17 protein-coding genes are annotated in these 19,211 nt (G+C 66.3%); 7 read left to right on the forward strand and 10 right to left on the reverse strand.

All coding sequences use genetic code 11. The annotated features are described in order from the left end of the window. Nucleotides 1-5: 5 nt before the first annotated feature. From AC0CH8_RS00760 to AC0CH8_RS00775, 4 genes are read right to left on the reverse strand one after another with little or no spacing between them, the layout of a single operon-like run. Nucleotides 6-1,421 carry a sugar porter family MFS transporter gene (locus AC0CH8_RS00760; RefSeq protein WP_465238269.1) on the reverse strand — a complete coding sequence of 472 codons (1,416 nt, stop codon included), beginning with the start codon at nucleotides 1,419-1,421 and terminating at the stop codon, nucleotides 6-8. Between the two features lie 43 nt (nucleotides 1,422-1,464). Then, the gene (locus tag AC0CH8_RS00765) at nucleotides 1,465-2,322 is read right to left on the reverse strand and encodes an SMP-30/gluconolactonase/LRE family protein (protein WP_465238270.1); all 858 of its coding nucleotides are present in this window, start codon (nucleotides 2,320-2,322) and stop codon (nucleotides 1,465-1,467) included. 1 nt (nucleotide 2,323) lies between these two features. Next, nucleotides 2,324-3,070 carry an SDR family NAD(P)-dependent oxidoreductase gene (locus AC0CH8_RS00770; RefSeq protein ID WP_465238271.1) on the reverse strand — a complete coding sequence of 249 codons (747 nt, stop codon included), beginning with the start codon at nucleotides 3,068-3,070 and terminating at the stop codon, nucleotides 2,324-2,326. Beyond that, the gene (locus tag AC0CH8_RS00775; protein ID WP_465238710.1) at nucleotides 3,067-4,185 is read right to left on the reverse strand and encodes a fumarylacetoacetate hydrolase family protein; all 1,119 of its coding nucleotides are present in this window, start codon (nucleotides 4,183-4,185) and stop codon (nucleotides 3,067-3,069) included. The genes AC0CH8_RS00770 and AC0CH8_RS00775 overlap by 4 nt, the downstream gene beginning before the upstream one ends. Before the next feature lie 125 nt (nucleotides 4,186-4,310). Between AC0CH8_RS00775 and AC0CH8_RS00780 the strand changes: the two genes are divergently transcribed. Beyond that, the gene (locus AC0CH8_RS00780; RefSeq protein ID WP_465238272.1) at nucleotides 4,311-5,321 is read left to right on the forward strand and encodes a sugar kinase; all 1,011 of its coding nucleotides are present in this window, start codon (nucleotides 4,311-4,313) and stop codon (nucleotides 5,319-5,321) included. A 203-nt stretch (nucleotides 5,322-5,524) separates the two neighbouring features. Next, the gene (locus AC0CH8_RS00785; protein ID WP_465238273.1) at nucleotides 5,525-6,454 is read left to right on the forward strand and encodes an alpha/beta fold hydrolase; all 930 of its coding nucleotides are present in this window, start codon (nucleotides 5,525-5,527) and stop codon (nucleotides 6,452-6,454) included. Here AC0CH8_RS00785 and AC0CH8_RS00790 read toward each other — a convergent pair. After that, nucleotides 6,394-6,882 (reverse strand): hypothetical protein, encoded by a 489-nt coding sequence (locus AC0CH8_RS00790; RefSeq protein WP_204200196.1) that lies wholly within the window; start codon nucleotides 6,880-6,882, stop codon nucleotides 6,394-6,396. The genes AC0CH8_RS00785 and AC0CH8_RS00790 overlap by 61 nt on opposite strands. 214 nt (nucleotides 6,883-7,096) lie before the next feature. Here AC0CH8_RS00790 and AC0CH8_RS00795 point away from each other — a divergent pair, with 214 nt between their 5' ends. The 3 genes from AC0CH8_RS00795 to AC0CH8_RS00805 are packed head-to-tail and all read left to right on the forward strand — an operon-like array spanning nucleotide 7,097 to nucleotide 9,676. After that, nucleotides 7,097-7,684 (forward strand): SRPBCC family protein, encoded by a 588-nt coding sequence (locus AC0CH8_RS00795; RefSeq protein WP_465238274.1) that lies wholly within the window; start codon nucleotides 7,097-7,099, stop codon nucleotides 7,682-7,684. Next, a complete protein-coding gene (locus AC0CH8_RS00800) occupies nucleotides 7,681-8,865 on the forward strand; it encodes a zinc-dependent alcohol dehydrogenase (RefSeq protein WP_465238275.1) in 1,185 nt (394 codons plus the stop codon). Before AC0CH8_RS00795 ends, AC0CH8_RS00800 begins: the two co-directional genes overlap by 4 nt. A gap of 25 nt (nucleotides 8,866-8,890) precedes the next feature. Beyond that, nucleotides 8,891-9,676 carry an SDR family NAD(P)-dependent oxidoreductase gene (locus AC0CH8_RS00805; protein ID WP_465238276.1) on the forward strand — a complete coding sequence of 262 codons (786 nt, stop codon included), beginning with the start codon at nucleotides 8,891-8,893 and terminating at the stop codon, nucleotides 9,674-9,676. Between the two features lie 167 nt (nucleotides 9,677-9,843). Here AC0CH8_RS00805 and murA read toward each other — a convergent pair whose 3' ends face one another. After that, nucleotides 9,844-11,127, reverse strand: a complete 1,284-nt coding sequence (gene murA / locus AC0CH8_RS00810; RefSeq protein WP_465238277.1) for a UDP-N-acetylglucosamine 1-carboxyvinyltransferase — start codon at nucleotides 11,125-11,127, stop codon at nucleotides 9,844-9,846. A gap of 241 nt (nucleotides 11,128-11,368) precedes the next feature. On the opposite strand from murA, the gene AC0CH8_RS00815 reads away from it, so the two are divergent. Next, on the forward strand, nucleotides 11,369-12,058 hold the full coding sequence (locus AC0CH8_RS00815; protein ID WP_465238278.1) for a Crp/Fnr family transcriptional regulator: 690 nt from the start codon (nucleotides 11,369-11,371) through the stop codon (nucleotides 12,056-12,058). A gap of 85 nt (nucleotides 12,059-12,143) precedes the next feature. Here the strand turns inward: AC0CH8_RS00815 and clpS are convergent, their stop codons facing one another. The 3 genes from clpS to AC0CH8_RS00830 form a co-directional block, all read right to left on the reverse strand. Further along, on the reverse strand, nucleotides 12,144-12,470 hold the full coding sequence (clpS, locus tag AC0CH8_RS00820; RefSeq protein ID WP_204200381.1) for an ATP-dependent Clp protease adapter ClpS: 327 nt from the start codon (nucleotides 12,468-12,470) through the stop codon (nucleotides 12,144-12,146). Nucleotides 12,471-12,768: 298 nt separating this feature from the next. Beyond that, a complete protein-coding gene (locus AC0CH8_RS00825) occupies nucleotides 12,769-13,662 on the reverse strand; it encodes a phasin family protein (protein ID WP_465238279.1) in 894 nt (297 codons plus the stop codon). A 147-nt stretch (nucleotides 13,663-13,809) separates the two neighbouring features. After that, nucleotides 13,810-15,516: a PHA/PHB synthase family protein gene (locus tag AC0CH8_RS00830; RefSeq protein ID WP_465238280.1), complete on the reverse strand. Its 1,707-nt coding sequence runs from the start codon at nucleotides 15,514-15,516 to the stop codon at nucleotides 13,810-13,812. A 107-nt stretch (nucleotides 15,517-15,623) separates the two neighbouring features. Between AC0CH8_RS00830 and AC0CH8_RS00835 the strand changes: the two genes are divergently transcribed. Further along, nucleotides 15,624-16,841 (forward strand): LL-diaminopimelate aminotransferase, encoded by a 1,218-nt coding sequence (locus AC0CH8_RS00835; protein WP_204200187.1) that lies wholly within the window; start codon nucleotides 15,624-15,626, stop codon nucleotides 16,839-16,841. 375 nt (nucleotides 16,842-17,216) lie between these two features. Here AC0CH8_RS00835 and AC0CH8_RS00840 read toward each other — a convergent pair whose 3' ends face one another. Continuing rightward, nucleotides 17,217-18,842 carry a family 43 glycosylhydrolase gene (locus AC0CH8_RS00840; protein WP_465238281.1) on the reverse strand — a complete coding sequence of 542 codons (1,626 nt, stop codon included), beginning with the start codon at nucleotides 18,840-18,842 and terminating at the stop codon, nucleotides 17,217-17,219. Nucleotides 18,843-19,211: the final 369 nt, after the last annotated feature.

Below are 19,211 nucleotides of genomic sequence, written 5' to 3' on the forward strand. Positions count from 1 at the left end.
CCGGATCAGCCCTGCATGTCCTCCAGCTCGCGACCGCGCGTCTCGTTGACCATCGCCCGCACGAAGAAGAACGATACGGCCGCAAAGAACGCATAGCCGAAATACGTCACCGCCAACCCCGGCGACACCGCCAGCGCCGGGAAGCTGACGGAGATCGCGGCGTTCGCGATCCACTGTGCGAAGCCCGACACCGCCAGCCCGGAACCGCGAATCTGGTTCGGGAACATCTCGCCCAGCATCACCCACATGACGGGGCCCCAGCTGGCGTTGAAGAAGATGACGTAGAGGTTCGCCGCGACCAGAGCGATGATGCCGTTGTTACCCGGCAGGCTGACCGCCCCCGCCGCATCGGTGACCGCGGTGGAGAACGCCCAGGCGACCACCGCCAGCGTCACCGCCATGCCGGCCGATCCGACCAGCAACAGCGGCTTGCGGCCGATCCGGTCGACGGTCGCGATCGTGAACAGGCATGCGCCGATCGATAGCACGCCCGACAGGATGTTGATCTGGAGCGCATTGTCCTCGGTGAAGCCGACCGCTTCCCACAGGGTCGCGCCGTAATAGAAGACGACGTTGATGCCGACGAGCTGCTGGAACACGGCGAGGCCGATGCCCGCCCACAGGATCGGGCGAATCTTGCCGGTCGTCTTGTCGACCAGATCGGACAGCTTGGGCTTGTGGTGGTCGGCGGCCAGCGAGCCGCGGATCTCGGCGACCTTGCGGTTTGCCTCGTCCGATCCAAACAGGCGCGTCAGCACGACATGCGCCTCGGCATCGCGACCCTTGGCAACGAGATAGCGTGGGCTTTCCGGGATGATGAGCAAGGCGCACAGGTAGATCGCGGCCGGAATCGCCTGAAGCCAGAACATCCAGCGCCACGCCTCGTACCCCAGCCAGAAGTCCGCGGTGGAGCCGCCGGCATAGCGCGCCAGCGCGAAGTTCGCGACGAACGCGCCGGTCAGGCCGGAGATGATCATCACCTGCTGTACCGACGACAGCCGCCCCCGGATCGACGCCGGCGTGACTTCGGAGATGTAGACGGGGGAGATGACGCTCGCCGCGCCGACGCCCAGACCGCCGATGATGCGCGCGAAGATGAAGATCGCGGAGCTGCTCGCCGCACCAGCCAGCAACGCGCTGGCGAGGAACAGGATCGCCGACAGCATCATCACGCCGCGCCGACCGATCCGGTCCGCCAGACGGCCCGCGCCGAACGCACCGATCGACGACCCGATCAGGATCGCGCCGACATTGACGCCGATCCCCAGCTTGCCGAGATCGAACGCCGCCTCCAGCCCCTTCTGGGTGCCGTTGATGACGCCCGAGTCATACCCGAACATGAAGCCGCCGATCGTCGCCACCGCGACGATGGCGGCGATAAAGCCGATGTTTACGCGCTGATCGCCCACGTCCCTCGTCATCCGTCCCGCTCCTGATCTGTTTTTTCGTTGTCGTTGTTTCGTTCTAGATTTTCGCCGGTGTCACCGGCACGCCCGCGACGCCGGGGTCGAAGGCGAACACATTGCCTGCCAACGGCTGACCTTTCAGCGCCTCGGCATCCAGCCCCTTGCGCGCCGTCGTCGCGTACGCCGTGCGCAGGTCCGGCCCGCCGAACGCCATTTTGGTGACGTTCGCGACCGGGAACTCCACCGTCTGGACCAGCTTGCCCGCCGGGTCGTAACGGCGGATGCCGTGGCCGGCGTACAGGCCGACCCAGACGTGATCCTCGGCGTCGCAGACCGATCCGTCGGGATAGCCGGCGCCGTCCTCGATCGTGACGAACACCTCCGGCTTCGACAGCGTGCCGTCCGCATCGACCGCCACGCGCCAGATCGTCCGGCCACCCGTATCGGTATGATACAAGGTGCGCGCGTCGCGGGTGATCGCCGGGCCGTTGGTGATCGTCACCGGCGGCAATCCGGTGTCGAGGCACACGCCACCGGTACAGCGATACAGCCGCCCGGTCGGCTTCGCCTCGCCATCGTCCATGCTGCCGAACCACAGGCGACCGGTGCTGTCCGTCGCCGCATCGTTCAGGCGGTTGCCGGGCAGCGATGGCTCCGGATCGTGGAGCAGCGTGAATTTACCAGTCGCCGGATCGAAGCGGTGCAGCCCGGTCTTGACGCCGACGATCATACCGCCGCCCTCGGCCGGCAACACCCAGCCGACCTGATCGGGCGCTTCCCAGTGGCGGCTCTCACCCGTCTTCGGATCGAAGCGATAGACGCGGTGCGCCTTGATATCGACGAACCACAGGTGGTCACCGATCCAGACCGGCCCCTCCCCCAGCGTGGCACCGACGTTCAGGACCGATTGCACCATGTCAGCGCCACCCCGCATCGACGAAATAATCATGTCCCGTGCACATCCGCGCGTCGTCGGACGCGAGGAACAGCGCCAGCGCAGCGACGTCGACCGGCTGGATACGCCCGTCGAGGCACTGCGCCGCCACGATCTCCGCCTCGCCCTCCGGCGTGTACCATCTCTCCTGCCGCGGCGTCTGGACGTTGCCGGGCACGATCGTGGTGACGCGGATGTTGTCGCGACCCAGATCGCGCGCCAGACTGCGCGTCAGCCCCTCGATCGCGGCCTTCGCGGTCTGGTAGAGGACGAGGTCCGGCAGGCCGAGATGCCAGCTGATCGATCCGAAATTGACGATCGCACCGCCGCCCGCCGCCTTCATAGCCGGCACGACCGCCTGTGCCGCGAAGAACAGGTGGCGCAGGTTGGTCGCCATCCGCTCATCCCAATAGGCGGGCGTGACCTCCTCGATTCTATGACGGTCGTCGCGCGCGGCGTTGTTGATGAGGATGTCGACGCCGCCGAGCTGCGCCGCAAACCTGTCCAGCGTCGTCTTCAGCGCGTCGAGATCGCGCAGGTCGCAGCCAGAAAAGATGGTGCCGTCCAGCCGCGCGGCCAGTGCCTCGCCCGCCTCGACATCGATATCGAGGAACGCGACCCGCGCCCCCTGCCCCGCAAACGCCTCGACCAGCCCCGCACCGATGCCAGTCGCGCCGCCGGTGATGACGACGCGCTTGTCGCGCAGGCTGGGATAGACCGCACGGTTCATGCGAGCAGGCCACGTTCGGCGAGGTTACGGTAGAAGGCGCCGATCCCGACCGTCCACGGCGCGGCATCGGCGGAGGTGACGACGCGGTTCTCCAGCCGCCCGAGCCGGGTGCTGTCGATCGCGACCACGTCGCCGACCTTATGCGTAAAGCCGCGGCCCGGCTCGTCGCGGTCCTGCACCGGCGCGAACAGCGTGCCGAGAAACAGCACGAACCCGTCGGGATACTGGTGTTCGCTCAGCGTTTGCTTCACCAGCTCCAGCGGATCGCGGCTGATCTCCGCCATGTTGCTGCGCCCTTCGAGGACATAGCCATCCTCCCCCTCGATCCGCAGCCCGACCTCCGCCTGCCGCACATCGTCGATCGTGAAGCTGCTGTCGAAGATGCGGACCAGCGGTCCCAGTGCGCAGGACGCATTGTTGTCCTTGGCCTTGCCAAGCAGCAGCGCCGACCGCCCCTCGAAATCGCGCAGGTTCACGTCGTTGCCGAGCATCGCGCCGACCGTGTTGCCGCGGCTGTCGACCAGCAGCGCGATCTCCGGTTCCGGGTTGTTCCAGCCCGAATCGGAGCGGATGCCGATCTCCGTGCCCGCACCGACCGTCGCCAGTACCGGTGCCTTGGTGAAAACCTCCGCATCGGGGCCGATCGCGACCTCCAGATATTGCGACCACAGGCCGTCCTCGATCAGCGCCGCCTTTAGCGCCGCCGCTTCGGGGGAGCCGGGCACGACCGCACGGATCGACCCGCCCATGCTCTCTTCCAGCCGGCTGCGGATCGCCGCCGCCGCCGCCCAGTCGCCGCGCGCACGCTCTTCGATCACGCGCTCCAGCGCCGACACCGCGAAGGTGACGCCGCAGGCCTTAATGCATTGAAGATCAACCGGGCTGAGGAGATCGTGAACTGCCGGATCAAACCGCCCGAGCGACGTGCCGCCCGCGCCGGAGAAGTCCCCCGCCTCGACCAGGGCCGACACGGTCGGCGCGACATGCGCCATGTCGAGCACCTCGCCGTCCCGAACGATGATCGGACTCGGCCCGTCGGCAGTCTGGATGCGGCCGAGAAAAAGTCCGGTTTCCCAATCCGCCGGTAGCATCACCGCGGGCTCAACGTCGCCCATCATGTCCCCTCCACTCGACTATCGTCGCTGATAGCGCTACCAGCACGTCGTGACCGGCGCTGTCAAGGCCGCTCGGACCCGGTTATAGGCAGGCTCTCGATAACGGCAACGCGGGAGGGTTCCGAATGGCATCGACGGGTCATGTTCTGTGCTTCGGCGAGCTGCTTCTGCGCCTGTCCGCCCCGGGGCGGGGGCATCTGTTCCAGGAACCGCGGCTCGACGCGAATTTCGGCGGAGCGGAGGCGAACGTGGCAGTCGCGCTGGCGCGGCTCGGCATACCGAGTGCGATCGTGTCCGCTGCTCCCGACGATGCCTTGGGCGATGCGGCGGTGGAGGCGATGCGCAAGCACGGCGTGGATATGAGCCGGGTGCGGCGCGCGGCCGGACGGCTCGGCCTGTATTTCCTCACGCCCGGCGCCGGCCTGCGCGCGTCGGCGATCGTCTACGACCGGGAGAACAGCCTGTTCGCGGAGACGCCCGCCGACGCCTATGACTGGCCGACCTTGCTTCAGGGCGCGGGGCGGCTGCACCTCTCGGGCATCAACCCGGCGATCGGGCCGCAGATGGTGGAGGTCGCGCTCGGCGCAATCGCCGCAGCCAACGAAGCGGGCGTACCGGTGTCGTTCGACGGCAATTTCCGCGCCAGCATGTGGGCGCGCTGGTGCGACGCCCCCTCCCCCATCCTCGCGCGGCATATCGAGGGATGCGACCTGATGTTCGGCAGCCATCGCGACATCGCGCTGCTGCTCGGCCGCGACTTTCCCGGCGAAGGGCCGGAGCGGCGGCGCGCGGCGGCGCTGGCTGCGTTCGAGCACTTCCCCCGCTTGCGCTACATCGCCACGACTACGCGGCACGTCCGCAACGCCGACCACAACACGCTGTCCGCGCGCATCGACACACAAGATGAGGCCGTCGAGACCGGCGAGGTGGAGATCACCGGCATCGTCGACCGGATCGGCACCGGCGACGCGTTCGCGGGCGGCGTACTCGCCGGCCTGCCGCACGGGCTGGAAGAGGCGGCGCGCACCGGCCTCGCCCTCGCCGCGCTGAAGCACGCGACGCCGGGGGACCAGAGCCTCACCACCCGCCGCGAACTGGCGACCTTCCACGAAGGCGGGCTGGACGTGCGGCGCTAAATCGTCCCCTGCAAGGGGCGATGGCAGGGCGACGCCCTGACGGAGGGGTATCACCCTCTCGACAGCGGGTTACCCTCCGTCGCTGCGCGCCACCTCCCCTTGTAGGGGAGGATTAGCGGGGTCACCCCTCCGGTGCTGCGCACTCCCCTTCGAGGTACGAAATGGTGTAGGGCCATCCGCCCCGACCCTTAGGAAATCTCCGAGTGCCCACCGTTCACGTCAATGACGTCGATCTCTATTACGAGGAAGCCGGCGATCCGCGGGGACCGGTGGTGCTGCTCGTGATGGGACTGGCGACGCAGTTGATCGCGTGGCCCGATCCGCTGATCGCCGCGCTGGTCGATGCCGGCTACCGCGTCGTCCGCTACGACAATCGCGACGTGGGCCTGTCGACGCGGCTGGATGGAACACCGGCGCTGCATCCCTTGTGGGTGTTGGGCGCGAGCCGGCTGCGGATGCCGTTTCCGCTCGCCTACACGTTGCGCGACATGGCGGCGGACGCGGTCGCGCTGCTCGATGCGCTGGGTGTCGAGCGCGCGCATGTCGTCGGCGCGTCGATGGGCGGGATGATCGCGCAGCATATCGCCGCCGGCTGGCGCGAACGGGTCGAAAGCCTGACGACGATCATGTCGTCCAGCGGCGCGCCCGGCCTGCCGCCGCCCAGCCCGGCGCTGATGCGGCGGCTGGTGATGCGCTGGCCGGCGACCCCCAGCCGCGACGAGGCGGTGGCGGCGACGATGGCGACGCTGGCGCTGATCTCCCATCCCGAAGCCGCGCGCGATGTCGAGGCGCTGGCGCTACAGGCGACGCGCGCGGTCGATCGCGGCCATTACCCGGTCGGCGGGCGGCGACAACTGGCGGCGATCATCGCCGATACCGGACGTCCCGTGCTGCTGACGCATATCGTCGCGCCGACGCTCGTGATCCACGGCGCGGTCGATCCGCTGATCCCGCTGGGGCACGGCGAGGACCTTGCGCGCCGGATCGAGGGGGCCAAGCTACTGATTGTGCAGGCGATGGCGCACGATCTCGCCCCCGCCGCCCTGCCGGAAGTCACGGCAGGGCTGCTCGATCACCTGGCCGGTAGTGCACCCGCGACAGGCTCGCCGATCAGTGCGCGGGCGGTGCGGTAGCAATCCTCGACATGCGCGTCGCCGGCCAGCTTCATCGCACCGAAGCTGATCGTCGCCGCCACCGCCGATCCGATGAACGGCACGAACTTCGCCACCGACGCGGTCGCGATCCGCACGCCCATCCGGCGCAGCACCGCCGTCACCAGCTTGCGCGTGACGATGCGGCCGATGAACGTGTTGCCGGCACTGGTCGCGAGCACAAGCACCTGCTGCGCCATGTTCGGCTCCATCTTTTGCACCTGTTCGTGGTTCAGCCCGAACTTCGTGCTGATCGCGGGCAGCAGGTTGGTCAGCAGGCCGATGTCGGCGACGATGTCCGCACCGGGGATCGGCACCACCGCCGCCCCCGCGGACGCGAGCGAGCGCTTCGTCACCAGCGTGTGACATTCGGCGCGGATACGGTCCAGCTCGGCAAGGTCGCGGATCATTGGGGACTCCAGAACAATCGATGCCCGTCTTAACGCACACGCATCGACTTCGGCTCGCCGCCCTTTGGCAACCCTGTCCTGCCTGCGCGCGACCTTGCGACTGATTGAAATCAAGTATTTGGAAAGATTAGTTTTATCGTAGCCGCGTTTGGAACCCACGACCAACCGCATGCGCTATCGACCCTGTCTGTTCCAGATCAGCATGGGAAATCCGATGGCCGACCTTGCGAACCCGCAGAGCGACGATGCGCCGCTCGATACCTCCAAACGCAGCGATGCGCCGGCCGATGCCGCGGGCCAGTTACCCGAGGGCCAGGGCGACAGCTTCGCCAATGCCACCGTCACGATCGGCAAGCCGGTGGCGGAGGTGTTCGCCCATTTCCGCGACTTCGCCAACCTGCCCGGCTTTATGGAGAACGTCGTCCGTATCGACGTGCTCGATCGGCAGCGCTCGCACTGGGTGGTGAAGGCTCCCGGTGGCGGCACGGTCGAATGGGATGCCCGCGTCACCGATGAGGCTGACAACGCCTTCATGGCGTGGACCAGCGAGGAGGGCGCGGACGTACCGAATTCCGGCCGCGTAGACTTTCGTGATGCCGGCCAGCGCGGCACGGTCGTCAGCGCGACGATCCTCTACGACCCGCCAGCGGGCATCGTCGGCAAGATTGTTGCCAAGATGTTCCAGCGTGAGCCCAAGATTCAGGCCCGCCGCGATCTGACCCGCTTCAAGCAATTGCTGGAGACGGGTGAGATAGCCACCCCCGCGATGAACCCCAAGCAGTTCGAGGAGATGGGACTGTGAAAGCACTCGCTTGGCACGGTAAACACGACGTCCGCATCGACAACGTTCCCGATCCAGAGATCGTCAATCCGCGTGACGCGATCATCAAGGTCACGTCGACCGCGATCTGCGGATCGGACCTCCACCTCTATGACGGCTATATCCCGACGATGCAGGCCGGCGACATCCTCGGCCATGAGTTCATGGGCGAGGTGGTCGAGGTCGGCTCCAGATCCACGCTGAAGAAGGGCCAGCGCGTCGTCGTACCGTTCACGATCGCGTGCGGCGAATGCTATCACTGCGGCAAGCATCAATATTCCGCCTGCCCCAACGGTCTGCCGGCGGACAATCAGGATATCGCCCGCGAACTGTACGGCACGGAGATGTCCGGCCTGTTCGGCTATTCGCACATGACCGGCGGCTATGCCGGCGGTCAGGCGGAATATGTCCGCGTGCCGTTCAGCGACGTCGGCCCGATCGTCATCCCCGACGGCGTCGAGGACGACAAGGTCCTGTTCCTCAGCGACATCCTGCCCACCGGTTGGCAGGCAGCGGAATATGCGCAGATCGAACCGGGCGATACCGTCGCCGTCTGGGGCTGCGGCCCGGTCGGGCTGTTCGCGGTACAGTCGGCGTTCCTGATGGGCGCGGAGCGCGTCATCGCCATCGACCATTATCCGCACCGTCTGGAACTCGCCAAGCGGTTCGGCGCGGAAACGCTGAACTTCAAGGAAAGCGCGACCTACGAAGCGCTGATGGAGATGACCGGCGGCATCGGTCCCGACGCCGTCATCGATGCGGTCGGGCTGGAGGCGCACGGCCTGTTCGTCGACAATGTCGTCGATCAGGTGAAGGCGTCGCTGTTCCTCGGCACCGATCGCCCCCATTCCATCCGTCAGGCGATCATCGCCTGTCGTAAGGGCGGGCGCGTGTCGATGCCGGCGGTGTACGGTGGCTTCGTCGACAAGTTCCCGCTCGGCGCGTTTATGGAGAAGGGCCTGACGCTGAAGACCGGCCAGACGCATGTCCAGCATTACCTGCCCGGCCTGCTCAACGCGATCATGGAGGGGAAGATCGAGACCGAGTTCCTGATCTCCCATCGCATGCCGCTGAACGACGCGCCCAAGGGCTACAAGATGTTCCACGACGAGCAGAACGAGACGACCAAGATCGTGCTGAAGCCCGGCATGGTCGCTGCTTGATCTCTATGCTGACAGGAGACTGATGATGGCTGACAGATACGCGATCGTGACGGGTGCCTCGACCGGCATCGGCTTCGAACTGGCGACGCTCGCCGCGAAAGACGGTTACGATGTGCTGATCGTTGCCGACGAGCCGCTGATCGAGGCGGCGGCGCAGGACCTGCGCCAGTTCGGCACCGAGATCACGCCGGTAGAGGCGGACCTGTCGACGTTCGAGGGTGTCGACGCGCTCTTGGCCGCCACCAACGGCCGCCGCATTAACGTGCTGTGCGCGAATGCGGGCAAGGGCCTCGGTCACGCGTTCCTCGACCAGAGCGTCGAAGACTGGAAGCGGGTGATCGACACCAACATCGTCGGCACGATCTACCTGCTGCAAAAAGTCCTGCCGGCGATGGTCGCGCGCAACGAGGGCAAGGTGCTGGTGACCGGATCGATCGCCGGCTACATCCCCGGCTCGTTCCAGGCGGTCTACAACTCGTCGAAGTCGTTCATCGACTATTTTACCGATGCGCTGCGCAACGAAATCAAGGATGCGGACGGCGTGACGATCACCACGCTGAAGCCCGGCCCCGTCGAAACCGAGTTCTTCGACCGCGCCGACATGCTCGACACCTCGGTCGGCCAGTCGGACAGCAAGAGCGATCCCGTCGACGTCGCGAACGACGGCTGGAGCGCGATGAACAAGGGCGAGGCTTCGATCTTCTCCGGCTGGAAGACGAAGCTGCAAGGCGCGATGACGGGCATCACGCCAGCGGTGGTATTGGCGGAACAGCACCGCAAGATGGCCGAACCGGGTTCGGGCGAGGGGTAACCCGACGCTTCTTCTCCCCCCTGCTTTCCTGACCCATCTCGCTTCTGACAGTCTGAGTGTGAAGACGCCGATGGGTAATGCGGCCGATGATCGGGAGGGAGATGGCCGCGGTCATCGGCTGCATTTGTGTAAACAGACTCTCAGAAAAGGGAGAGCGGACGAAGCCGTCAGCCGCCTTCGGCGCGTTCGATGTCGGCGCCAACGGCGGACAGTTTTTCCTCCAGCCGTTCGTAGCCGCGGTCGAGGTGGTAGATGCGGCTGACCTGCGTCTCGCCCTCGGCGGCGAGACCGGCGAGGATCAGGCTCATCGAGGCGCGCAGGTCGGTGGCCATGACGGGCGCGCCCGTCAGCTTGCCGACGCCGCGAACCACGGCGGTCCGGCCCTGCACGAGGATATCCGCACCCATCCGCGCCAGTTCGGGTACGTGCATGTAGCGGTTCTCGAAGATCGTCTCGGTCAGCACGCTCGCGCCGTCAGCCAGCGTCAGCATCGCCATGAACTGCGCCTGCATGTCCGTCGCGAAGCCGGGGAACGGTGCGGTCGTCAGCGTCAGCGGGCGCAGCGGATCGGGCGCGGAGACGCAGACCGATCCGGGCTTGAGCTGGATCAGCACGCCCGCATCCGCCAGCGCCGACAGCGTCGCGCCCATGTCGCCCGCATCGACCCCCGTCAGCTCCAGCGAGCCGCCGGTGATGGCGGCGGCGCAGGCATAGCTACCCGCCTCGATCCGGTCGGGCATCACGCGGTACGTCGCGCCGTGCAGCCGGTCGCGGCCCTCGATCGTCAGCGTTTCGGTTCCGATCCCGTCGATCGACGCGCCCATCGCGACGAGGCAGCGGCACAGGTCGACGATCTCCGGCTCGCGCGCGGCATTTTCGATCACGCTGGTGCCGCTGGCGAGCGAGGCCGCCATGACGACGTTCTCGGTCGCGCCGACCGACACGACGGGGAAGCGATAGCGTCCGCCCTTCAGCCGGCCGCCGGGCGCGGTCGCCTTCACATAGCCTGCCGCCATCTCCAGCTCAGCGCCAATCGCCTCCAGCGCCTTCAGGTGCAGATCGATCGGACGATTGCCGATCGCGCAGCCGCCGGGCAGCGACACCCGCGCCTCCCCACCGCGACCGAGCAATGGCCCCAGCACGAGGATCGACGCGCGCATCTTGCGAACGATGTCGTACGGGGCCTCGGTCGAGGTCAGCGACTTCGCGTGGATCGTCATCGTGCGGCCGAACTCGTCGGGGCGCGTACCCTCGACCGCGGTCGACGCGCCCAACTGGTTCAACAGATGGCCGAACCCGTCGACATCGGCGAGACGCGGCAGGTTCGAGAGGATCAAAGGCTCGTCGGTCAGCAGCGCGCACGGCATCAGCGTCAGGGCTGCGTTCTTTGCGCCGGAAATGGGCAGGCGGCCGGACAGGCGATTGCCGCCGCGGATCAGGATACGGTCCATCCGTCACGCTCTATCGCGCACGGCGCGGGGTGCAAGAGCGGTGCGCGGCCGTCCGTCGCAGCGGCGGCTCTCCACCCCGCCATAACACACGGAAAATCGTGAGAATTCCGCCGATCCCCCTACGGTTGATCGACTTTAATGCATCCGCGCCGACCTCTTGCCTAATTGGGTCGATTACCGGGGGGATTGGTCTCTAGTGCCGCACAGTTGTTTCGCCGACCGTCTCGGCGACCTGATCACCTTGACTCCCGTCGAACGTGCCGCGTTGTCGGCGTTGGAGGATCGGGAACGCCGCCTGCGGCGCGGAGCGATCCTCATCAGCGAGAATGATCGCCTGTCCGAACTCTATGTCCTGAAGCAGGGCATGATGATGAGCTACGTCCTGCTCCACGATGGGCGGCGGCAGATCCTGCGCTTCCTGTATCCCGGCGACATGATGGCGATGTCCGCGCTGGCCTTTGGGACGTCGCCGGAGACGATGATGGCGTTGACCGAAGTGGTGGTCGGTTCGTTCGACCGGGTGGTGCTGGCCAAGCTGCTGGCGGATCATCCGCGAATGGCGAGCGCGATAATGGCGCTGGACCAGATCAAGCGCGTGTCGCTGACCGACCGGCTGGCGGCGATCGGCCGAACCTCGGCAAAGGCGCGGGTGGCGGCGCTGCTGCTGGACATCCGCAACCGTCTGCGTCGAGGGGATCCGGCGATCGCGGACAGCTTCCATCCCGGTATCACGCAGGAGGAGATCGGCGACGCGACCGGGCTGACCGCGGTCCACGTCAACCGCATGCTCCGACAGTTGGAGGAAGAGGGGCTGATCGCACGCGACGGCGGCCGCTACACGTTGCTGAACGAGCAGCGGCTGGTGCGGGCGGCGAGCTATGTCGACCGGTATGCGCAGGCGAATCTGGGGTGGTTGCCGGCGGCGGAGTAAAGGTTTTGGCGTCGAGAGCGCAGAGTACCTGACCCAGCCCCTTTCGACGGGGAGGGAAGCCTGAAAAATCAGGCGGCTACGCGCCCTACGCCTTCTCCAGCGTGCACTGGAGCGGGTGCTGGTTCTGGCGCGCGAAGTCCATCACCTGGCTGACCTTGGTTTCCGCAACTTCGTAGGAGAAGACGCCGCAGACGCCGACGCCGCGCTGGTGGACGTGGAGCATGACGCGTGTTGCCTCTTCCATGTCCATGCGGAAGAAGCGCTGGAGGCAGAGGACGACGAACTCCATCGGCGTGTAGTCGTCGTTCAGCATCAGCACGCGGTAGGGCGTCGGCTGCTTCGTCTTGGCGCGGGTCTTGGTAGCGATGCCCGTCCCGGTATCGTCACCATCGCTGTCTCGGCGCTCGGCCATCGTCGGCGTCATCGCGAAGGATGCGCCGGTAGGTGCGGGCCAGGTCGCCGTGGCAGCCGTCATGAGGGGGGTTTCGATCAGTCGCTGCATGGGAATGCGGGATATGGCACCGCGCCGCCACGGGGCAAGACCCGACATCGGGTTCCGTGCATCGCGATGCGACGGAACGGCACCTGCATCACTCCTCGTCAGGACGAGATCACGAAAAAGGGCGGCGCATCGCTGCGCCGCCCCGTTCCACAGCCGGGCGAGCCCGGACCTCGTTTCAGAGGCCGGGCGAACTCGGCCAAGGTGCCAGTTACGCGGCGACCTTGATCTTCTCGGCAGCGACCGCGATGCGGTTCGAGATCGGCTGTGCGACCTCGCCGGCCAGCTTCAGCGACGCTTCGGTCGACTTCGAGGTGTGCGCCATCATCGCATCGAACGCCGAGCGGGCGTAGTCGGCCTGCAGCTTCATGAACTCGGCCGGCGACTTGACCGACGACAGCGTCTTCATCGCTTCCGAAGCATGTTCGAACGACGACTTGGCGTAGGCGACGGCGTCCTGGCTCATCGTCTCGATGCCGCGGGCGGCGATCTTCGACGACTCGACGAGCGCCTCGACGTTGCCCTTGCCGAACTCGGTGGCGTCGGCGAACAGCTTCTGGCCCTTTTCGACCGCACCCTTGCTGCGCTCGGTCATATCGGTGAACACGGCCTGGGCCTTGGCCGAGGTGTCCTGAGCGGCGTTCTGCGCGTTATCGATGACGGTAGCCATGACGGGTTCCTTTGCTTCGGTAGTGGCGGCCGGTGCGGCCGTTGGGGTGGTCGCGACCGGTGCGGGCGCGGGAGAAGCAGGTGCGACGGGTGCCGCCACGGCTTCGATGATCGGCGCTGTCACCGCCTTGACGGCATCAGCGACGGATGGGGTGACCGGCTTCGGCGCCGGTGCAGGTGCCGAGGCTTTCGCTGCGGCCGTCGCGGCTTTCGCGGGCGACTTCGGCGCGATGGACTTGGCTGCGACCGGCTGAGCCGCGGCAGGCATCGGGGCCGGAGTCGAGACGGGAGACTTTGGAGCCGCTACCGGAACCCTGGGGGCCCCGGCGGGCTTGGCAACAACAGGATTGGCTTCCGGTGCCTCGACGGTATTGGTGGCCGACAATGCGGGCGGCACCGAAGTCGGGCCGTCGACGCGCTTCAGCGCGGGCACCACGGGTGCCGGTCCAGCTGGAGTCGGCTTACGCCCACCTGCCTTGCGTCCAGTCGTCGCCATGCCGCACCTCTCCATTGCTGCACTGCACAAATGGAGGCCTAACGAAGATTTGTCAAATACAAATTGTGCAGTGCAGCAACAAAATTGTCATTTGGTGCGAACATATTGGCCGGGCGCCGGCTCCAGCGGAGCAAGTTTTCCCTTGCCGGGAATGCGCGCGCCCTTGGCTGGCACGTCCGCGTCATCGATGCCGCGCAGCCAGGCCAGCCAGTCGGGCCACCAACTCCCCTTCGTCTCGGTCGCCCCCGCCACGAAGTCGGACAGCGACTCGGTCTTCGTGTCGTTGGTCCAGTATTGATACTTGCCCGCGGAGGGCGGGTTGACGACGCCGGCGATGTGCCCCGACCCCGCCAGCACGAAGCGCAACGGCCCGGCGAAATGATGCGTCAGTTTCCAGACGCTTTCGGCAGGCGCGATATGATCCTCTCGCCCGGCCTGGACATAGGTCGGCGTCGTCACCGTCGTGAGATCGATCGGGGTGCCGCCGACCGACAGCGCGCCGGGCGTCACCAGCAAATTGTCGCGGTACAGATCACGCAGATACGATAGATGCCACTTCGCCGGCAGGTTCGTCGCGTCGCCGTTCCAGTGGAGCAGGTCGAACGGCGCATAATCCTTGCCGAGCAGATAATTGTTCGTGACGTAGTTCCAGATCAGGTCGCGGCCGCGCAGCGCGTTGAAGGTCGCGGCCATGTAGCGGCCGTCGAGGAACCCGTCCGGCGACAGTTTCTCCAGCATTGTCAACTGCTCGTCGTCGACGAAATGCTGGAGGTCGCCAGCACCGGAGAAATCGACCTGCGCGGTGAAGAAGGTGGCGCTGGCGACCTTGTCCGCCCCGCCCCGCGCCGTCTCCACCGCCAGCGTCGCGGCGAGCGTGGTGCCGGCGACGCAATAGCCGACGGTGTGGACCGCGGGCACGTCGAGCAGATCGCGGACGGTGTCGATCGCATCGACCTGCGCGGCGACGTAATCGTCCCACATCACGTCCTTCATCGTCGCGTCGGCGGACTTCCACGATACCATGAACACGGTGATGCCCTGCTCCACCGCCCAGCGGATGAAGCTCTTCTCCGGCGTCAAATCGAGGATGTAGAAGCGGTTGATCCACGGCGGGAAGATCAGCAGCGGCGTCGCCAGCACCTTCTTCGTCGCCGGGTTATACTGGATGAGTTCGTACAGGTCGGTGCGCTTGACGACCTGACCCGGCGTCGCGGCGAGGTTGCGACCGACCTCGAACGCGGAACCGTCGGTGTGCGTCATCTGCCCGCGCCCCATGTCCGCCAGCATGTTCTGGAGCCCCTTGAGCAGATTCTCGCCGCGCGTCTCGACGGTCCGCTCCAGCACCGCCGGATTGGTGAGCGCGAAGTTGGTCGGGCTCATCGCATCGACGAAGCCGCGGGTGGCGAAGCGGAGCTGCTCGCGCTGCTTCGGATCGATACCGTCGATCGCGTCGACGCCGCGCAGCATGTGGTCGGCGATCGTGTTGTAGCTCTGACGGATCAGGTCGAAGACCGGGTTCTCCCGCCACGCCGCATCCTTGAACCGCTTGTCGCGCGCCTGTTCGGGGGTTTCCGCGGTCGGCGGCGCGCTGGTGGGATCGAGAAACCGCTGCCACAGCGTCAGACTGTCCGTCCAGAAGTCGCGGGCCCGCTCCAGCGTGGCGGGATCGTTGAAGCCGGGTATGGTCGGCAGCGCGGCGATGCCCTGCTCCATCATCATCTGCTGCGCACGGCCGAGGACCCAGGTCCAATGCTGCATGTCCTTCAGGGTCGGCTGCTCGGGTGCGTCGGCCATGCGCGGTCTCTCCTCGATCCTGTAGACGGGCGTAGCGCATTCGCAGTTCCACGTCAGCTTTCGCGACGGGCCGCTTCGCTGTAGATGCGTCGGCGAAAGGTACTGCCATGACCGACCCGTCCGACGATTTCTATCGCATGAAGCGCCTGCCCCCGTACGTGATCGCGGAAGTCAACGCGATGCGGGCGGCGGCGCGCGCGGGCGGCGAGGACATCATCGATCTCGGCATGGGCAATCCCGACCTGCCGCCGCCCGAGCACGTCATCGAGAAGCTGATCGAGGTGACACGCAAGCCCGACGCGCATGGCTATTCACAGTCGAAGGGCATTCCCGGACTGCGCCGCGCGCAGGCGAATTACTACGGGCGACGGTTCGGGGTCGAGTTGAACCCTGAGACCGAAGTCGTGGTGACGATGGGATCGAAGGAGGGGCTGGCCAGCCTCGCCACCGCGATCACCGCCCCGGGCGACGTCGTGCTCGCGCCGAACCCGAGCTATCCGATCCACACCTTCGGCTTCATCATCGCCGGCGCGACGATCCGCGCGGTGCCGACGACGCCCGACGAAGCGTATTTCGAGAGCTTGGAACGGGCGATGGCGTTCACCGTGCCGCGGCCGAGCGTGCTCGTCGTCAACTACCCATCGAACCCGACGGCGGAGACGGTCGACCTCGCCTTCTACGAGCGGCTGGTGGCGTTCGCGAAGGAGCAGGGCCTCTGGATTCTCTCCGACCTCGCCTATTCGGAGCTATACTACGACGGCAATCCGACGCCTTCGATCCTGCAGGTCAAGGGCGGCAAGGACGTCGCGGTCGAGTTCACGTCGCTGTCCAAGACGTACAGCATGGCCGGCTGGCGAATCGGCTTCGCGGTCGGCAACGCCAAACTGATCGCGGCGATGACGCGGGTGAAGTCGTACCTGGACTACGGTGCGTTCACGCCAATCCAGGCGGCGGCGTGCGCGGCGTTGAACGGGCCGCAGGACATCGTCGAGAAGAACCGGGTGCTCTATCACAAGCGGCGCGACGTGCTGGTCGACAGCTTCGCGCGCGCCGGGTGGGACATCCCGAGCCCACGCGCGTCGATGTTCGCCTGGGCACCGTTGCCGCCGGCACTGGCGCATCTGGGGTCGCTGGAATTCTCCAAGCAGATGCTGACCGAGGCGAAGGTCGCAGTGGCGCCGGGCGTCGGATATGGCGAAAACGGCGAAGGCTTCGTCCGCATCGCGCTGGTCGAGAACGAACAGCGACTGCGTCAGGCGGCGCGGAACGTAAAACGCTATCTGGCGTCGATGGGGGTGAATACCCCGGCGCAAGGGGCGGGCTGAAGCGGCGGGACCACAATCACGATCTGTGGCGTTTGCCGTTCTTTCTCGTGTCGAAGGCCATAAGAACGCTACCGTCGCAGGCTCAGCATCAAGGCGCCGGTGAACCAGACCGGCAATCCGCCGATGATGATGCTCGTCGCGAAGGGTTGAGCTTGCGGCTCGGGTCAAGAGAAGAAGTTTGAACGTGGCCTGGGCGACGCCGGCCATATCCGTCCGCAGATTGGCAAGGCCGCGCTCGGCTTAGCTGAAGACGATGTTGGGCGCAGATCCGCCGGCCCCGACCTTTACGTTTCGCCAGGTGTAGGGCGCGACGGCCCAGCTGTCCGGAAAATCGGCGGATACGCGGTCGCCGTCAGCATCATCGTCAACCATAATCTAGCCCCGTGCGCGATATTGGAAGTTGCGGAACCTGGCCCGGCCGTCCCCGGCTACGAACACGCCCGGCCTGAGGCTGAGGAAACCGTCGGCGACGTTATGATTGTACCCGGCTACCTCCACCGATCGATCCTTGGTCCAGTTCCGGCCGTCGCGGCTGTAGAAGAACGTCACGACGTTTTCGTCGTTCACCGCGCGGATGTGCAATCGCGTCGCGTCGATCTTGGCTCCCGGCGGCCACCGCTCCTCCTGACCGATCCGGTACGCATGGAGTTGCCCGGGCCCGATGGCCAAGCCGCAGAAGAGCTTGTCGTTGTAGAAGAGCGTCACCCCTGCGGTGCTGGTTCCCAGGATCTCGACCTCGACCGACAGCTCATACGAACGGTCTCCTGCCACGAACAGCAAGGGTGAACTGTCTGCCGGCCCCACCCCCTGCCCGGCCAGCGTCAACACTCCCTCGTTGACGCTCGCCCGCCTCAGATAATCGCCCTTCGCCGGATCGAAGAACTGCATCTTGGTGCCGAACATGTCTGGCGAGAAGTTCGATAGCGTAATTCCGTGCGGTCCGGGCAAGCCTCCCTGTGGCGCGGCGATCGGCGTGGATAGGTCGCCGCCCGCGGCGCGCGGCCATCCGTCTTCGGTCCACGTAATCGGCTCCAAAAGCATCTGGCGGCCGAGTGTGCGGAACCCGTTCTCATAGCCGTGGTACGCCAGCCACCAGCTTCCGTCGGGTGCCTCGACGGCCGTACCATGCCCGCGCGACCACCAAGGTTCGTCCCGGCTGAGCGTGCGGACGACGGGGTTGTGGGGGCAGTTCTGCCACGGCCCGTCGATGGAGCGCGATCGCGCGACCACCACCATGTGGCTGGTCGGCGGTCCTGCCGTCCCACCCTGTCCCGAAATCAGGTAGAACCACTCGCCCCGGCGCAGGACCTTCGGCCCCTCCAAGGCGAAACCCTCGATCACATAGTCGTCGGGGATCGGCCAACCTGAGTAGACGTGCTCGACCGGCCCAACGGCGGACAAGCCGTCGGCGCTGATGCGGACCCGGCGACCGCCATTGAAGAACAGGTAGCGCTGACCGTCTTCGCCGACCGCGTGGCCGGGATCGATGAAGCCGTCCAGCTTCATGTCGATGGGCTCGCTCCAGGGCCCGCTCATGCTCGACGCGTGGATGACGAACGTCTTTTGTGGGCGCTCGGAACCGTCGAGCGTCGGAATGTAGATGAAGTAGCGGCCTTCGTGTTTGGCGATATCGAGCGCCCAGACGATGCCGATGTTCGTGCGGAGGGCAGCCGCGATGGGCGTCCAGTCGATCAGGTTGCGCGAATGCCAGATCGGAATGCCGGGATAATATTGGAAGGACGAGAAGGTAGCGTAATAATCCGCGCCGTCCTTCAGAATGCTCGGGTCGGGCCGGTCGCCCGACAGCACCGGATTGACGTATCGCCCGTCGCCCAGACTGGCTCGCCTTTGTCCCTCCACCCCCGGTCGTCCGTGCAGGCGGGGTGCGCGGTCGAACGCCACCGCGTCGGGGCGCGACTGCCCGGCGGTCTCGGCTGATATCGCCGCAGCCCCCGCGGTCGCCAGCGCAAGGGTCAGGGCTTCACGGCGCGAAGGATGCATGCTGGAGTTCCGATGTAGCGAGTCGATGGTGTGGGATACTCCCGCCGACGCGCCCCGAGGCCATATATCGGGCTGAGAAGTACTGCGCTTCCGCTAGAAGACCGTCTGCGGCAACGTACGGACAGCTTGGGGCGTGAGTCCCGGCTCGACGAGCGTTTCGGTTGCGCGCGGGAGCACAGCGTCGTTGAACCAAGTGCCCGCAATGTCGTGAAACGTGTCGTGACAGCGCGCGTAGCGAAGATCGAGCTCGCCCACGGACGTCCTCAACTGCGCCAGAATGTCGGCATAACGCAGCGCACGCGGAGAGCCCGCCCCCGGCCGAATAATCGATCGGCTCACTGGCGCGCGCGAGGTCCGGCTTGACGGTCT

It is taken from the genome of Sphingomonas sp. AC435 (assembly GCF_979253005.1).

Bases quoted from the DNA above. Each gene is read 5' to 3' on its own strand.
- AC0CH8_RS00760 (WP_465238269.1), bottom strand. From the start codon at position 1,421: ATGACGAGGGACGTGGGCGATCAGCGCGTAAACATCGGCTTTATCGCC.
- AC0CH8_RS00765 (WP_465238270.1), bottom strand. From the start codon at position 2,322: ATGGTGCAATCGGTCCTGAACGTCGGTGCCACGCTGGGGGAGGGGCCG.
- AC0CH8_RS00770 (WP_465238271.1), bottom strand. From the start codon at position 3,070: ATGAACCGTGCGGTCTATCCCAGCCTGCGCGACAAGCGCGTCGTCATC.
- AC0CH8_RS00775 (WP_465238710.1), bottom strand. From the start codon at position 4,185: ATGGGCGACGTTGAGCCCGCGGTGATGCTACCGGCGGATTGGGAAACC.
- AC0CH8_RS00780 (WP_465238272.1), top strand. From the start codon at position 4,311: ATGGCATCGACGGGTCATGTTCTGTGCTTCGGCGAGCTGCTTCTGCGC.
- AC0CH8_RS00790 (WP_204200196.1), bottom strand. From the start codon at position 6,882: ATGATCCGCGACCTTGCCGAGCTGGACCGTATCCGCGCCGAATGTCAC.
- AC0CH8_RS00795 (WP_465238274.1), top strand. From the start codon at position 7,097: ATGGCCGACCTTGCGAACCCGCAGAGCGACGATGCGCCGCTCGATACC.
- AC0CH8_RS00805 (WP_465238276.1), top strand. From the start codon at position 8,891: ATGGCTGACAGATACGCGATCGTGACGGGTGCCTCGACCGGCATCGGC.
- murA (WP_465238277.1), bottom strand. From the start codon at position 11,127: ATGGACCGTATCCTGATCCGCGGCGGCAATCGCCTGTCCGGCCGCCTG.
- clpS (WP_204200381.1), bottom strand. From the start codon at position 12,470: ATGGCCGAGCGCCGAGACAGCGATGGTGACGATACCGGGACGGGCATC.
- AC0CH8_RS00830 (WP_465238280.1), bottom strand. From the start codon at position 15,516: ATGGCCGACGCACCCGAGCAGCCGACCCTGAAGGACATGCAGCATTGG.
- AC0CH8_RS00835 (WP_204200187.1), top strand. From the start codon at position 15,624: ATGACCGACCCGTCCGACGATTTCTATCGCATGAAGCGCCTGCCCCCG.
- AC0CH8_RS00840 (WP_465238281.1), bottom strand. From the start codon at position 18,842: ATGCATCCTTCGCGCCGTGAAGCCCTGACCCTTGCGCTGGCGACCGCG.